Genomic DNA, 13,946 nt, shown 5'->3' with positions numbered 1-13,946 from the left:
GGGGTCCCTCAGGCGACCTGCGCCCGGGTCTCGCTGATGCGGTGCGGGAAGGCGCCCGCGGCGAGGCGCCGGTCGAGGGCGGCGAGCTGGGAACAGGCGAGCGCGATGGCCTCGGCCTGCGTGCGGCAGTCGGCGTACCAGAAGGGGTCGTCCGGCTGCCGGTCCTCGGCGTCGTCGATGTCGGCGTACCAGCAGTCGCGCCGGTAGTGCACGACCCGCACCTTGAGCTTCATGTGCGGTACGACGCCATACCTCTGCCCCGGGTTCCGGAAGGCCGCCTTTCGACGTGGATCGAATAGCTGGGAAACCCGGAACCACAGGGTTGGCCCGCGTCGTCAGAGCCCACGTCAGCACGACCCGACGAAGGGGATTCATCATGGGATGGGGACGCAAGCCGAGCCCGGCACAGCAGCTCGAGGCGGCGCAGGAGCAGCTCAAGGGCGCGAAGCAGCACCAGAAGGACCTGGCCGAGCTGCGCGGGATGCCGGGCTACAAGGAAGCCCTGAAGTCCAGCGCCGACAACATCAACAAGGCGCAGAAGGCCGTCAAGGCCGCACAGAAGGCAGTTCAGAACGAGCGCTGATCCCAGACCTGGTGCGGCGGAGCGTTCGAACCTGGTATGAACCGTTTACAACGATGGTAAAGAGACGGTACAACCGTAGGCGAGACCGGTCCGCCCCCAGGTTTCGAGAGGTGTGTCATGAGGTTGTTCCGTGCCGCCCTGATCGCGACGACCGCCGTGCTGCTCACCGGCGTACTGCCGTCGACCGCCCCAGCAGCCGAGCCGCAGGAGATCGCAGTGACGTCGCAGACGTTCCGGAATCCGGTGAATCCGTCGGCCGACCCGTCGCTGATGTTCCACAACGGCAGGTACTACGTCGCGACCACGCGCGGCGACCGGATCGGGATCTGGTCGTCCACCAGCCTGGCGACACTGCTCGTGCAACCCGAGCAGGTGGTGTGGCGGGATTCGGATGCCAGTCGCAACAAGCAGATGTGGGCACCCGCTTTCCGGCACGTCGGAAACCGTTGGTACATCTACTACACGGCCTCGGACGGCGTGGACGCGAACCACCGGATGTACGTGCTCGAGTCGGCCGGCGACGACCCGCTCGGGCCGTACACGTTCAAGGCGAAGATCGCGGACTTCGGCGAGTACGCGATCGACGGCGAGCCGATCACGGTGAACGGGCAGCAGTACTTCGTCTGGACCGGCCCGGGTCGCGGCCAGGGCGGGCCGGCACAGTTGTACATCGTCCGGATGAGCAACCCGTGGACGGCGACCGGCGGCCGGGTCGCGATCCCGGCGGACGGCGGCTGCACCGAGGTCCGCGAGGGACCGACCCCGTTGTACGGCGCGACGCGGACGTTCCTGACCTACTCGACGTGCGACACCGGCAAGCCGGACTACCAGCTGTGGACGAAGAGCATCGCGAACGGCGCCGACCCGATGGTCGCGTCGAACTGGGTGCAGCACCCGGGCCCGATCTTCTCCCGCAACGACGCGACCGGCGTCTGGGGCCCCGGGCACCATTCGTTCTTCAAGTCACCGGACGGCACCGAGGACTGGATCGCGTACCACGGCAAGAACACCAGCACCTACACGTACTCGTTCCGGACGACGCGGGCGCAGAAGATCACCTGGAACGCGGACGGTACGCCGAACCTCGGCCGCCCGCTCGCGGCCGGCGCGACGCAGAACCTGCCGTCGGGCGACCCCGGCTCCGCGAACTACTGGATCAACGACACCGACGCCGCGGTCGCGTACACCGGCGCGTGGAGCTCCGGCTCCGGTTGCGGCAACCAGTGCTTCTGGGGCAACGACCACTGGAGCTGGGAGCCCAACGCGACGGCGACGATCACCTTCACCGGCACCCGCGCAGCCCTGCTGAGCGTCGCGGACAAAGGCAACGGCATCGCCGCCATCTCTGTCGACGGCGGCCCCGAACAACGCATCGACTACTACAGCTCGATCCGCGTCGGCGAACAACTCATGTACATCACCCCCACCTTGCCCGCCGGCACCCACACCCTCCGGGTCCGAGTAACCGGCGACAAGAACCCAGCATCCACCAGCACAGTAATCAGCCTGGACCGCATCGAGGTGTACTGACAGTCTGTCGCGGTGAACCGCGAAGAACTCCAACAGCTGATCGCGTCCGGCGAGCGAGTCAAGTTTCTGTACTTCTGGGGCCACCGCCCACAGCGCGACGGAAGCATCGGCCCTGGTTGCCTCAGCCAGTGGTGGCCTGCGAAGTTCACCGTCGACGGGATCGGCTATGCGAGCGCCGAGCACTTCATGATGGCCGGCAAGGCGCGGCTGTTCGGGGATGCGGCCGCGGAGGAACGGATCCTGGCTGCCCGTACGCCGGCCGAAGCCAAGAACCTCGGCCGGGAAGTCCGGGACTTCGACGAGCAGGTCTGGGCGGCAGAACGGTTCGAGATCGTCGTGGCCGGCAGTACGGCGAAGTTCGGGCAGGACCCGGCGCTACGCGCGTACCTGGTGGGCACCGGCGGGCGGGTGCTGGTGGAGGCCAGTCCGCTCGACCGGGTGTGGGGTATCGGGCTGGCGGCCGATGATCCTCGGGCGGCGGACCCCGCCGGGTGGCGGGGTCTCAACCTGCTCGGGTTCGCGCTGATGGCGGCGCGGGACCGGCTCAGTAGAACGTCTTGACGGTCGTGCGGCCGTTGATCATGACGAGGTGGCCGTCGTCGCGGAGTTGGAGGACGGAGCCGGGGCGGCGGGTGTCGTAGTAGAAGGTGAAGTCGCCGTCCTTGTTGGCCGTGGCGAAGGCGCCGTTCGGGTTGACCCAGCCGTAGGACTCCGGCCAGGTGTTCTTGACGCCGGTGCTCCACAGGGCGGTGGTGCCGTTCCGGTAGAGGACCAGGTTGCCGTTCGTCAGGAACTTGAGCGTGTAGATCCGGTTGACGGAATACATGATGACCTCACGGCCGGCCGGGTCCGGGGCGTGCAGTTTGCTCTGCGGCATCAGGGTGCCGATGACCATGTGCCGGTTCCAGACGGCCTTGCCGCGGGTGTTGTAGATCGCCAGGTTGCCGGTGTCGGGCAGCACCAGCTTGGCGCCGGCGCTCCTGATGCCCATCGACCAGATCTTCGTCCGCCCGTAGATGATCTGCAGCGTGCCGTCCGTACCCATCACCAGCACGGACCCGGTCCGCCAGGTCCCGGAGCTCCACAGCGGCAGCGACACCCCGCGCTGGTACAGCTTCACGTCACCGCGCGGCTGCATGATCAGCGTGTAGACCCCGCTCTTCGACCGGATGTACTGCCCGGACATCAGCTTCTGGCCCGGCAGCAGCGTGTCCGACACCGCGACGGTGCGCGCCTCGGCCGGTGCGCTTCCGACGACCACGGCCCCACCCAGCAGCGCCCCGACAGCCAGGACGCCGGCCCACAATCGACGTACCATCGCACTCCCCCTCTGTTCGTTTTGCGGTCCAGTGTGCAAGACCGCCGGGGTCACCCTTTCAGACCGGACGCGAACCCGCGGATCACGTACCGCTGCAGGAAGAGGAACAGCACCAGGATCGGCAGCGCCGCGAGAATCAGCCCGGCCGCCACCAAGCCGTAGTTCGACGTGTACTGGTTGACGAACGCGAACACCCGCACCGGCACGGTCTCGCGCCCGGAGCCGCCGAGGTACAGCAGCGGCGTGAAGAAGTCGTTCCAGATCTGTACGGCGTTCAGGATCAGCACCGTCCCGGTGATCGGCCGGAGCAGCGGGAAGATCACGTGCGCGAACGCCTGCAGGTGCGAGGCGCCGTCGATCAGCGCCGCGTTCGTGTAGTCGGCGGGCAGCGAGCGGATGAACCCGGTGTAGAGGAACACCGTGAACGGCAGCTGGATCCCGGTGTAGAACAGGATCATCCCCTGGTACGTCCCGAGCAGCCCGAGGTTGTCGACCAGCTGGTACAGCGGGATCATCCCCAGCTGGAACGGCAGGATGATCCCGACCAGGAACAGGATGTAGAGGCTGTAGCTCAGCCGGGTCGCCGTACGGGCCAGGAAGTACGCCGCCAGCGAGCCGAGCGCGATCAGCAACAGCACACTGACCACGGTGATCAACGTGCTGTTCAGCAACGCCGAACCCAGGCCGGCCGAGCGCCATGCCTCGCCGAAGCTGCTCACGCTCGGCGGTGACGGCAGCGACAGCGGCCGGTTCGCGATCTGCTGCTGGTCCTTGAACGCCAGCGTCACCAGCACATACACCGGGAACAGGAACCCGACCGCGACCGCGATCATCACGATCTCCAACAGGAAGGTCCGGCGGCGGTACCGACTGTTCATTGGATCGGTCGTGGAGAAACCTTGACGTTCAGATCGGGGATCGCCACAACTCCCTCCCTTCGAAGACGCCGGTCTGTCGGCGCTGACTGATTGGATACGGGGCATGTCCCGGTTTCGGCTGTACCCGAGGCCCGAGCAGCAGGTTGCGCTTCTCGAGCTGTGCAAGCACGCCCGGTATGTGTGGAACTTGGCGCTGGAGCAGTGGTCGATGTGGACGCCCGACAAGCGGTCGGCGCCGCGGTACGTCGCGCAGGCACGGCAACTGACCGAGGCACGGGCCACGTTCGGCTGGCTGCGGGCCGGGTCGCAGACCGTCCAGCAGCAAGCACTGCGAGACTTCGACCAGGCCGTCAGGAACTTCTATGCGGGCACCCACCAGCGCCCGACCTGGCGTAAGGCGGAGCGGCACGAGGGATTCCGCATCGTCGGCTCTCAGGCTTCGAGGATCGTGAAGCTGAACCGAAAATGGGCAAAGGTTCTGGTACCAAAGGTCGGCTGGGTCCAGCTCCGGTTGTCGCGCACCGTACCCGGCGCGAAGTCTTACCGCATCACCCGCGACCGAGCCGGCCGCTGGCACCTCGCCTTCGCGGCAATCCCGGAGCCAATCCCTGGACCGGGTACGAAGACTGTCGTCGGCGTGGACCGAGGCGTCACTGTTTCGGCGGCTCTGTCGACTGGTGAGCTGTTGTTGTGCCCTGGCCTCTCGAAACGCGAAGAGGATCGGCTCAAGCACCTGCAGCGCCGCCTCGCCCGCTGCCATCGCGGCTCGAACCGTCGCGCGCGTGTGAAGGCGGCAATTGCCAAGCTGCACGCCCGCGCCGCCGACCGACGCAAGGACTGGGCCGAAAAGACCAGCACTGACCTTGCGCGACGGTTCGACGTCATCCGCGTGGAGGACCTGCGCATCACCTCCATGACCAGACGACCGAGGCCCAAGCCCGACCTCGAACAGCCAGGCGCCTTTGTGCCGAATCGCCGCCGCGCCAAGGCCGGTCTGAACCGGGGCATACTGGCCAACGGTTGGGGCGCCCTTGTGGAACGCTTGGAGCACAAGGCTCCTGAACGGGTCGAGAAGATCGACCCTGCGTACACGTCGCAGACCTGTAGCCTTTGCGGGCATTGCACACCTAAGAGCCGCGAGAACCAAGCGGTCTTCAGGTGCGTGGCCTGCGGGCACCGGATGCATGCGGACGTGAACGCAGCCATCAACATCGCGGCCGGACGGGCCGTCAGCGCACGCCGAGAGACGCCGCCACGGGTCCCGTCGAAGCGTGAACCTCAACTCGCTACCTCCGCGTAGAAGTTGGAATCCCTGCCCTCCAGGCGGGGAGGACGTCAAGCCGTCGTCTCCCTCGACCTCAGGTATCCGATCTGCAGGAACGTCACCGCCGCGACGAAGATCGCCAGGACCAGCGCGACCGCGGTGCTGTAACCGAACTTCCCGAACACGAACGCCTGCTTGTACAGCACCGTCGACAACGTGTCGGTCGCGTACCCCGGGCCGCCGTTCGTCATCGCGATGATCTGGGTGAACAGCGTCAGCCCGCCGACCGTCGACAGCATCACGTTGATCGTCACGGCAGGCGCGAGGAGCGGCCAGGTGATGTGCCGGAACCGCGCGATCGTCCCGGCGCCGTCGACCATCGCGGACTCGTGCAACTCGGCCGGCACCCCTTCGAGCCCGGCGAGAAAGATCACCATCGAGTACCCGGCGCACTGCCAGATCACGGTGAACGCCACCGACCACAACGCGATCGACGGGTTGCCCAGCCAGTCCTGGCGCAGCGACCCGAGCCCGACCGCGCCGAGCGCCGCGTTCAGCCCCGCGTCCGGCGCCGGGTTGTAGACGAACTTCCACAGGAACGACACCATCACCGGGCTCACCACGACCGGCGCGAAGAACACCAGCCGCAACAGCATCCGGCTCTTGATCCCGGTGTGCACGCCGAGCGCGAGCAGCAGCCCGAGCGCGTTCTGCACCACGACGATCGCGACCGTCAGCAGCAGTGTGTTGCGCAACGCCCCGAGCGCCTGGTCGTCGCGCAGCAACTGCTTGAAGTTGTCCGCGCCGACGTACGACCGGGACTCGCCGATCCCCGACCAGTCCGTGAACGCCGACCCGGCGCCGGCGATGCTCGGGTACAGCACCACCAGCGCGTAGACCAGGATCGCCGGTACGGCGAACCACCACGGCGGCACGATTCCGCCGTGCCGCCGGGTCCGCCGTACCGCGTCCGGCCGGGCCGCGGCCACCGAGGCCGTCACGCGCCCTTCCGGTAGGCCTCGTCCATCTTCTTCAGCGCGTCCGGCACCGTGGTCTTGCCGCCGAGCAGCTGTTGTACGACGGCGAAGTGGGTCGGCTGTACTTCGGCGTTCGGCCAGCGCTGATCCATGAACGGCACCGCCTTGTTCGCCTTCAGGCTCGGCAGGAACGACGTCAGCGCGGGGTCGACCTTCCCGTCGCCGTACAGCGGGACGCAGGAGACGGCCTCGGCCCAGGTGTTCAGGTTCTCCTGCTGGCCGCAGTAGTCGAGGAACGACTTCGCCTGGTCCGCCTGCTTGCTCTTCGCGCTCACCGCGATCCCGACCACCACGCCGGCCGGGATCCAGTTGTCGGCGGCCACGTCCGTGGCGGGGAACGGGAACATCGACAGGTCGTCGGGCGACGGCGCCGCGGCCCGGAACGCCGACAGCACCGCGGACACCTGCACCGCCATCGCGGCCTTCCCGGTGCCGACCATCGAGGTGGCCTGCTCGTACGTCGTACCGTTCGGGTTGTCGTTGAAGAAGCCCTTTTTCTGCAGCTCGAGGTACTTGTCCATCGCGTCGGCCCAGCCGGAGTCGGCGAAGGACGCCTGGCCGGCGATCATCTTGTCGTCGAAGTCGGGCGTCTTGGCGTAGACCGTGCCCGGGACCAGCGCGTACGGGATCAGCTGCGTGATCCACGGCGTCTGCGCGCCGACGGCGATCGGCACGATGCCCTTCTTCTTCAGCTTGTCGCAGACCGCGAGCAGCTCCGACCAGGTGGCCGGCGGCTCGACACCGGCGGTCGCGAACGCCTTCTTGTTGTAGATCGCGCCGAGCATGCTGGAACCCGGCGAGAAGATGTACGTCTTGCCCTCGTTCTGGAAGGCGCCCTTGAAGCCCTCCGGCACCTTCTGCGTCCAGGACTGGCTGCTGAGGTCGGTGAGCAGCCCGGCCTTACTCAGCTGGGCCATCGACATCGCGCTGCCGTTGCCCGGGTAGACGACGTGGACGTCGGGCGCGTTGCCGCCGCCGAGCTGCGTCCGGAGCGCGGTCTGCACCTGGTCGGCGGGCGCGAACGAGAGGTTGAAGTCGAAGCCGGAGTGCGACGATTTGTACGCGTCTAGCACCTTCCGCAGGCCGGCCTCCTGGTCACCGACGCCGATCACCTTCAGCGTGCCGCCGGACGACGACGAACCGCCGCCCCCGCCGCAGGCCGCGAGCGAGCCGGCCACGGTGGCGCTGACCGTGGCACCTCCGAGCAGCTGCAGGAGCCGCCGGCGACTGACGGACCGATCGAGTGTCATGGTTCCTCCTGAGCGCCGAGATACCGGCCAAGACTGTGAAGTAATCGCAAGATCGTGTTACTTTCGACACGCGGGACGCTACGTACGGCCCGGGAGGGTGTCAAGACCTCGTTGAAAGGATTCAGTCGGGCCCGGTGTGAAAAGGGGTCTGCTGCCGTTTTGGGCCGCTGCCTGTCTCGCCTGAGAAGATGGGCCATGTGCCCGTGACCGCATTCCCGCCTCCGGCCGCAGCGCCGTACGTCGTGCTGCCCGGCGGTCCCGGCCTGCCGACTTCCGGACCGGTGCGGGCGTGAGACGAGTTCTCCTGGTCGGCGTGCTCCTGCTGGCCTTGGCGCTCGGCGTCGGCGGCGGGTACTACGTCGGCGACTACCTGGACGTGCCGCAACAGACCAACTCAGGCGCCGCGGCGCCGCTGGGCGAGGTGTCGCCCAGCGGCACCCCGTCGCCGACCCCCACCGAGCCGTCGCTGCCGGTGAAGAGCCCGATCCCGAACAACCTCGAACCGCTCGAGACCGGCCTGGAGTACAGCGAGCACGACTTCACCGTGACGCCGAAGGACGAGCGGTCCGTCCAGTTGTCCATCGAGGTACCGCGGGGCTGGCGGCTGAAGAAGGATCCGGAGCGGCCGGCCGAGGTGAAGTACCTGGACCGGCTCGAGGAGCGCGGCGTCCGGGTCGAGGCGGTGGAGCCCGCCGGCAAGACCCCGGCGGAGGAGATGGCCCAGCTGATCGTCGACCTGAAGAAGAGCCAGGCGCCGCAGAACGACGTCCGCGTCGTCAGCAAGACCGAGGACGTGATCACCGGCAACGACGGCGAGCCCCGGTCGGTCGCGACATTGGTCTACACCTACATCCCGCGCGAGACGCTGCGCTACGTGGTCGTCCGCTGGATCGCGATCAACGGCCAACTCACCACCGTGGAGATGAGCATCACCGGCCTGCCCCAGGACGCCGACGGCCTGGCCGAGGTCCTCGAACGGGCCTCCACCTCCGTCAGCGAGGTCGGCTGACCCCCTTTTCACGGAATTGTTATCTGGCTGCCGCAACCTGAGCGGGGGCTCAGGTGTCTTCTGATAGGTAGATCTGGGGAGGTGGGGGCATGGCGAGGACGGTGACCAGGCGCGCGATGCTCGGCGCCGGTCTGCTCACCCTCGCCGGGGTCGGCAGTGCGGGCGGTTACGGCGCCGGTCTGTTCCTCACCGAGAAGCCCAGCCTGGCCGGGACGGCCGCGCCCCTGCCGGTCGGAACCAGCCTCGGTACGTCGACCACGCCGACGCCGACCGCCCCGCCGCGGAAGATCACCTACGACAGGTCGCCCGCGCTGCGGGCCGACGAACTGCGCTACACGACCCGGACCTTCACGGTGACCGAGATGCTCAAGTCCCGGATCACGGTGCGGGTGCCCGCGGACTGGACGTACACCAAGCAGGATCCGCCGAAGAGCGGCCGGTTCACCGACCGGACCAAGAAGCGCTGGATCCGGATCGAGGCCGGCTTCACGATCACCCGCCCGCCCGCCGACTCGCTGGCCGCGCGGATCAAGCAGCTCGCGGCGATCTCCGCGGACCAGATGGTCAAGATCCTCGACCAGGACCAGCAGGAGAACCACGCCACGCTGACCTACACCTATGTCCCGGACGAGGAGCTGTCGCCGCAGAGCATCCTCCGGTACGTCGTCGTGCGGTGGGTCGCGGACGAGAGCGGCAACTGTGCCGTGGAGATGAGCGCCACCGGGCTGCCGCAGGACAAGGAGGCGCTGCTAGCCGTGCTGGACCGAGCCAGCGACAGCGTCGAACGCCGCGACAGCCAGGTCTGACCCGGGCCGGGCGAGGATCGTCGCCAAATCATCGTCAGGAGGATCACTCGCTGTCGATCGTCAGGAACGGCAGCAGCCAAGCCAGGGTTTCGGCAGGCGCCTCCTCGGGGAGGAAGTGGCCGGCGTCGACCGGGCCGCCGCTGACGTCGTCCGCCCAGGTGCGCCAGATGTCGAGCGGATCGCCGTACCAGCGTCCTACTGAACCGTCCTGCTCCCACAGGACGAGAACCGGAGACTGGATCCGGCTGACGCCGCGGTCGGCTGCGTCGTGCTCGCAGTCGGTCGTCGCGGCTGCTCGGTACTGCTCGCAGATCGCGTGCACCACCTCCGGCCTGCGGAACTGCCGGACGTACTCGGCCCGGATCTCCGGCGGGAACGCATCGTTGGCCGACCAGCTGTCCAGGAGGTGGTTCACAAAGACGTCCGGCGCCCGGCCGATCAGCTCCTCGGCGATGGGGTCGGTCATGAACGCCCAGATCCAGTAGCCGAGGGCGAACTCCTTGCCGGCCCGGTCGAACGCGTCGAGGGTCGGAACCACATCCAAGACGGCGAGTTTGCGCACCGCAGTGGGATGATCGAGTGCCAGCCGGTAGGCGCAGCGGGCACCGCGGTCGTGACCGACGACGGCGAACTCGCGGAACCCGAGCTGCTGCATCGCTGCGACCTGATGCCTGGCGAGCTCGCGCATCGACTGGTCACCGGAGGACGTGCTGTCGCCGAATCCGCTGAGGTCGGTGGCGACGACGCTGAAGTCGCGGGCGAGGACCGGCGCCACCCGGTGCCACATGACATGCGATTCCGGGAAGCCGTGCAGCAGCAGGATCGGCGGCCCGGTACCTCCGCGGCGGCCGTGGACAGTCGCACCGGCCACCCGTACGTCGAACTCGTGGAAGCCCTCGATCACGAGGTACGACGTACCCAGATCCGCGATCCGTCAGTCGACGGGCCAGATGGTGCGGAAGATGGTGGAGCGGAGGCGGTAGAACCTGCGGCGTACGGACTGGATCAGGGCCGGCGACGGCCGGAGCCGTTCGGTCGGGACACGCATGGGGACACCCGCTTAGTCGTTGTACTTCACCGTGTCCGCGATCTCGAGGGCACGGGTCGGATCCGATCCCGGCACGACCACCTGGACCAGCAGCGAGCCCTCGGCCCCGTAATCGACGACCCGCTGGAGCAGCACGATATCCGCACCGAAGCAGCCGGTGGAAATCCGGTCCGTGAAGGCCCGCTCACCGCCCGTGTTCCTGGTCGGCGAACCCGGCGTCGCGCAGTTGAGACCCGTCGGCACCGCGAGCTTCTTCTTGGAGACGCCGATGAACACGCCCGGGGTCCGGCCCGACCAGCTGTCGTCCTTGCTGACCCGGAACGCCGGAGCGGTGGCCTCGCCGCCCGGCACGGTCCAGGTCGACCTGGCCATCGACTGCGCCCAGGAGCGCGGCAGCTCCACCTGGAACCCGCCCTCCGCGACGGGGACCACCTCGCGGCCCGCCAGGTACCACTGGCCGGCGTACCCGGCGCCACCGCCGACCACCAGGGCCAGCAGCGCAGCAACCACCCAGCGACCACGCCGCTTCTTCCGCGGTACGGCGGACTCGGTCAGCGGCTCGGCGGGAGCGGGATCGGCGGCGGCAGGAGCGGACTCGACGGCCACCGTCTCCGCGTCCGTCGGCTCGGCGGGCTTCACGATCGTGGGCTGGTTCTCGTCGCTGAGCGCGGTCTTCGCGTCCAGGTCCACCGAGCCCGCGCCGGTCTGACGGGCCGGCACCGAGAAGCTGTGCGTGGTCTCGTCGAGCGCCCCGACCAACTGCTTGGTGAACGTCTGCACGTCCGGCCAGCGCTTCTCGCGGTCCGGGTCCAGCGCCCGGACGATCGCCGCGTCGACCTGCTCCGGCAGGTCGAACCCGAGCGAGCTCGGCGGCGGCGCCACCTCGACCCGGCTGGCCGCCCCGAGGCCGTCGACCTGGTGCGGCGACCGTCCGGTCAGTGCGGCGTACGCGACCGCGCCCAGCGAGTACTGGTCGGCGCGCTGGTCCAGGCGTTCGCCGAGCGCCTGTTCCGGGGCGACGTACGACGGGGTGCCGCCGGGCATGGTGATGCGGGAGATCTCGTCGAGCGACTTGCCCAGCCCAAGGTCGGACAGCACCGCCCGCTCGCCGTCGTCGGTACTGCGGAACAGCACGTTGGCCGGCTTCACGTCGCGGTGCAGCAGGCCCCGCCGGTGCAGCGCCTGCAGGCCGCGGCCGACCTGGACGACCACGTCCACCGCCTCGGGCAGCGGCAGCGGCTGCTCCTTCAGGCGGTCGGCCAGCGTGCCGCGGTCGGCGTACGTGAGCACCAGGAACGGGCGGCCGTCCTCCAGTTCACCGACGTCGTGCACCTGGACGACGTGCTCGGACTCGACCCGGCGCAGGAACCGGCCCTCCTCGAGGAACCGCTGCCGGACCGAGTCGTCGTGCCCCCAGTTGTCGGCGAGCACCTTGATCGCCACCTCGGCGTCCAACTGCTCGTCCCGCGCCAGCCACACCGTGGCGAACCCGCCCGCGCCCAGGCGTCGGCGCACGACGTACCGACCGAGTCTGGTTGGGACCCCCATACAGGGCATTATGGGTCATTGGAGTGTCCCTACCGGGGCCGATCGACGAGCAAAGGCGCAGATGAGCGAGAGCACCAGTCCGGCCGACGACCTTGCCGCCCTCGCGGAGCAGGCGCAGGCGGGCGACAAGAACGCGATGGACGACCTGCTGCGGCAGGTGTATCCGCGCGTCCTGCGGATCTGCCGCAGCGTCCTGCCGTACTCGGCGGACGCGGAGGACGCCGCTCAGGAGGCGCTGCTGAACATCGCCACCAAGATCAACACGTACTCCGGGCGCAGCAGCTTCTCCACCTGGGTGCACTCCGTCGCCGCCAACTCGGCCCGCTCGACGTACCGGAAGCTGAAGCGCTCCGCCCAGGCCGCGCACAACCCCGAGCAGATGGAGAAGCCGGACCCGCGAACCACCAGCGTGATCGCCGGCACCCGGCTGGACCTGCTGGAGGCGCTGGAGACGCTGGAGCGGGACCGCCCGCAGATGGTCACCCCGCTGGTACTGCGGGACGTCTACGGCCTGTCCTACGAGGAGATCGCCGCCGAGGTCGGAGCCCCGCTCGGCACGGTCAAGTCCCGGATCCACGACGCCCGCGAGGTCGTCCGCCCGCTGCTCCGCCCCAAGGACTGATCCGAGCCCCTCCCGCCGGGGCCGCTGGTGTGCTCAGATGTAGGGCATGAAGAAGCTCATCAACGACCCGGCCGATGTTGTGAGTGAAGCGCTGCGCGGGATGGCGGCGGCGCACCCGGACCGGCTGCGGGTCGATCTGGAGAACCGGATCGTCTACCGCAAGGACGCCCCGAGACCCGGGAAGGTCGGGCTGATCTCCGGCGGCGGGTCGGGGCACGAGCCGATGCACGGCGGGTTCGTGGGCCTCGGCATGCTCGACGCCGCCTGCGCGGGCGAGGTGTTCACCTCCCCGGTGCCGGACCAGATGATGGCCGCGACCAAGGCGGTCGACGCCGGGGCGGGCGTGCTGCACATCGTGAAGAACTACACCGGCGACGTGATGAACTTCGAGATGGCCGCCGAACTGGCCGCCGCCGACGCCGGCACCGAGGTGCTGTCGGTGGTGACGAACGACGACGTCGCCGTCCAGGACAGCCTCTACACCGCCGGCCGCCGCGGCGTCGGCGTGACCGTGCTGCTGGAGAAGATCGTCGGCGCGGCCGCCGAGGAGGGCCAACCGCTGCAGGAGGTGGCGGACCTGGCTAAGCGCGTCAACGAGAACGGCCGCAGCATGGGGATGGCGCTGACGTCGTGCACGGTCCCGGCCGCGGGCAAGCCGACGTTCGAGCTGGCCGAGAACGAGATGGAGGTCGGCATCGGCATCCACGGCGAGCCCGGCCGGCAACGGTTGCCGCTGGCCCCGGCGAAGGAGGTCGCCGCGCTGCTCGTCGACCCGGTGCTCTCCGATCTTCCTTATTCCCAAGGTGATTCGGTGATCGCCTTCGTGAACGGCATGGGCGGTACGCCGCTGATCGAGCTGTACCTGATGTACAACGAGGTCGCGCAGCTCCTCGACCGCGCCGGGATCACCGTGGCCCGCTCGCTGGTCGGCAACTACATCACCTCGCTGGAGATGGCCGGCTGCTCGGTCACGCTGCTGAAGGTGGACGACGAACTGGTACGTCTCTGGGACGCGCCGGTGAACACCCCCGGCCTACGCTGGGGAGCGTGAGC

15 protein-coding genes are annotated in these 13,946 nt (G+C 68.5%); 8 read left to right on the top strand and 7 right to left on the bottom strand.

Features of this window, described 5'->3' with window-relative positions; translation table 11 throughout:
- Positions 1–8: 8 nt before the first annotated feature.
- Positions 9–233: a hypothetical protein gene (locus tag ABN611_RS14730; RefSeq protein ID WP_350280432.1), complete on the bottom strand. Its 225-nt coding sequence runs from the start codon at positions 231–233 to the stop codon at positions 9–11.
- Between the two features lie 143 nt (positions 234–376).
- Here ABN611_RS14730 and ABN611_RS14725 point away from each other — a divergent pair, with 143 nt between their 5' ends.
- The 3 genes from ABN611_RS14725 (at position 377) to ABN611_RS14715 (ending at position 2,674) form a co-directional block, all read left to right on the top strand.
- Positions 377–583, top strand: coding sequence for a hypothetical protein (locus ABN611_RS14725; protein ID WP_350280431.1), 207 nt, complete (start codon positions 377–379; stop codon positions 581–583).
- A 117-nt stretch (positions 584–700) separates the two neighbouring features.
- Complete coding sequence (locus ABN611_RS14720) at positions 701–2,113, top strand: family 43 glycosylhydrolase (RefSeq protein ID WP_350280430.1); 1,413 nt, start codon at positions 701–703, stop codon at positions 2,111–2,113.
- Positions 2,114–2,125: 12 nt separating this feature from the next.
- Positions 2,126–2,674: an NADAR family protein gene (locus ABN611_RS14715; protein ID WP_350280429.1), complete on the top strand. Its 549-nt coding sequence runs from the start codon at positions 2,126–2,128 to the stop codon at positions 2,672–2,674.
- Here ABN611_RS14715 and ABN611_RS14710 read toward each other — a convergent pair.
- Positions 2,658–3,431: a hypothetical protein gene (locus ABN611_RS14710; RefSeq protein ID WP_350280428.1), complete on the bottom strand. Its 774-nt coding sequence runs from the start codon at positions 3,429–3,431 to the stop codon at positions 2,658–2,660. The two genes, ABN611_RS14715 and ABN611_RS14710, sit on opposite strands and share 17 nt — an antisense overlap.
- Before the next feature lie 50 nt (positions 3,432–3,481).
- A complete protein-coding gene (locus tag ABN611_RS14705) occupies positions 3,482–4,309 on the bottom strand; it encodes a carbohydrate ABC transporter permease (protein WP_350280427.1) in 828 nt (275 codons plus the stop codon).
- A 103-nt stretch (positions 4,310–4,412) separates the two neighbouring features.
- On the opposite strand from ABN611_RS14705, the gene ABN611_RS14700 reads away from it, so the two are divergent.
- Positions 4,413–5,609 carry a transposase gene (locus tag ABN611_RS14700; protein ID WP_350280426.1) on the top strand — a complete coding sequence of 399 codons (1,197 nt, stop codon included), beginning with the start codon at positions 4,413–4,415 and terminating at the stop codon, positions 5,607–5,609.
- Between the two features lie 35 nt (positions 5,610–5,644).
- Here the strand turns inward: ABN611_RS14700 and ABN611_RS14695 are convergent, their stop codons facing one another.
- Together ABN611_RS14695 and ABN611_RS14690 are read right to left on the bottom strand one after the other, a co-directional pair.
- Positions 5,645–6,574 (bottom strand): sugar ABC transporter permease, encoded by a 930-nt coding sequence (locus ABN611_RS14695; protein WP_350280425.1) that lies wholly within the window; start codon positions 6,572–6,574, stop codon positions 5,645–5,647.
- A complete protein-coding gene (locus ABN611_RS14690; protein ID WP_350280424.1) occupies positions 6,571–7,860 on the bottom strand; it encodes an extracellular solute-binding protein in 1,290 nt (429 codons plus the stop codon). Before ABN611_RS14690 ends, ABN611_RS14695 begins: the two co-directional genes overlap by 4 nt.
- Positions 7,861–8,149: 289 nt before the next feature.
- Here ABN611_RS14690 and ABN611_RS14685 point away from each other — a divergent pair, with 289 nt between their 5' ends.
- Positions 8,150–8,869, top strand: coding sequence for a hypothetical protein (locus ABN611_RS14685; protein ID WP_350280423.1), 720 nt, complete (start codon positions 8,150–8,152; stop codon positions 8,867–8,869).
- An 89-nt stretch (positions 8,870–8,958) separates the two neighbouring features.
- Entirely contained in the window at positions 8,959–9,675 is a 717-nt protein-coding gene (locus tag ABN611_RS14680) for a hypothetical protein (protein WP_350280422.1), read from the top strand.
- 43 nt (positions 9,676–9,718) lie between these two features.
- On the opposite strand, the gene ABN611_RS14675 is transcribed toward ABN611_RS14680, so the two are convergent.
- Positions 9,719–10,579 carry an alpha/beta hydrolase gene (locus ABN611_RS14675; RefSeq protein WP_350280421.1) on the bottom strand — a complete coding sequence of 287 codons (861 nt, stop codon included), beginning with the start codon at positions 10,577–10,579 and terminating at the stop codon, positions 9,719–9,721.
- A 156-nt stretch (positions 10,580–10,735) separates the two neighbouring features.
- The gene (locus ABN611_RS14670; protein ID WP_350280420.1) at positions 10,736–12,271 is read right to left on the bottom strand and encodes a serine/threonine-protein kinase; all 1,536 of its coding nucleotides are present in this window, start codon (positions 12,269–12,271) and stop codon (positions 10,736–10,738) included.
- Between the two features lie 61 nt (positions 12,272–12,332).
- Between ABN611_RS14670 and ABN611_RS14665 the strand changes: the two genes are divergently transcribed.
- Positions 12,333–12,893, top strand: a complete 561-nt coding sequence (locus ABN611_RS14665) for a sigma-70 family RNA polymerase sigma factor (RefSeq protein WP_350280419.1) — start codon at positions 12,333–12,335, stop codon at positions 12,891–12,893.
- A gap of 46 nt (positions 12,894–12,939) precedes the next feature.
- Positions 12,940–13,944: a dihydroxyacetone kinase subunit DhaK gene (dhaK, locus tag ABN611_RS14660; RefSeq protein ID WP_350280418.1), complete on the top strand. Its 1,005-nt coding sequence runs from the start codon at positions 12,940–12,942 to the stop codon at positions 13,942–13,944.
- Positions 13,945–13,946: the final 2 nt, after the last annotated feature.

It is taken from the genome of Kribbella sp. HUAS MG21 (genome assembly GCF_040254265.1).
In the GTDB taxonomy this organism is placed as follows: Bacteria; Actinomycetota; Actinomycetes; order Propionibacteriales; family Kribbellaceae; genus Kribbella.
Note: the sequence above shows the minus strand (reverse complement) of the source record. Positions and strands in the feature narration are given on the sequence as shown.

Bases quoted from the DNA above. Each gene is read 5' to 3' on its own strand.
- ABN611_RS14730 (WP_350280432.1), bottom strand. From the start codon at position 233: ATGAAGCTCAAGGTGCGGGTCGTGCACTACCGGCGCGACTGCTGGTAC.
- ABN611_RS14725 (WP_350280431.1), top strand. From the start codon at position 377: ATGGGATGGGGACGCAAGCCGAGCCCGGCACAGCAGCTCGAGGCGGCG.
- ABN611_RS14720 (WP_350280430.1), top strand. From the start codon at position 701: ATGAGGTTGTTCCGTGCCGCCCTGATCGCGACGACCGCCGTGCTGCTC.
- ABN611_RS14710 (WP_350280428.1), bottom strand. From the start codon at position 3,431: ATGGTACGTCGATTGTGGGCCGGCGTCCTGGCTGTCGGGGCGCTGCTG.
- ABN611_RS14705 (WP_350280427.1), bottom strand. From the start codon at position 4,309: ATGAACAGTCGGTACCGCCGCCGGACCTTCCTGTTGGAGATCGTGATG.
- ABN611_RS14700 (WP_350280426.1), top strand. From the start codon at position 4,413: ATGTCCCGGTTTCGGCTGTACCCGAGGCCCGAGCAGCAGGTTGCGCTT.
- ABN611_RS14690 (WP_350280424.1), bottom strand. From the start codon at position 7,860: ATGACACTCGATCGGTCCGTCAGTCGCCGGCGGCTCCTGCAGCTGCTC.
- ABN611_RS14680 (WP_350280422.1), top strand. From the start codon at position 8,959: ATGGCGAGGACGGTGACCAGGCGCGCGATGCTCGGCGCCGGTCTGCTC.
- ABN611_RS14670 (WP_350280420.1), bottom strand. From the start codon at position 12,271: ATGGGGGTCCCAACCAGACTCGGTCGGTACGTCGTGCGCCGACGCCTG.
- ABN611_RS14665 (WP_350280419.1), top strand. From the start codon at position 12,333: ATGAGCGAGAGCACCAGTCCGGCCGACGACCTTGCCGCCCTCGCGGAG.
- dhaK (WP_350280418.1), top strand. From the start codon at position 12,940: ATGAAGAAGCTCATCAACGACCCGGCCGATGTTGTGAGTGAAGCGCTG.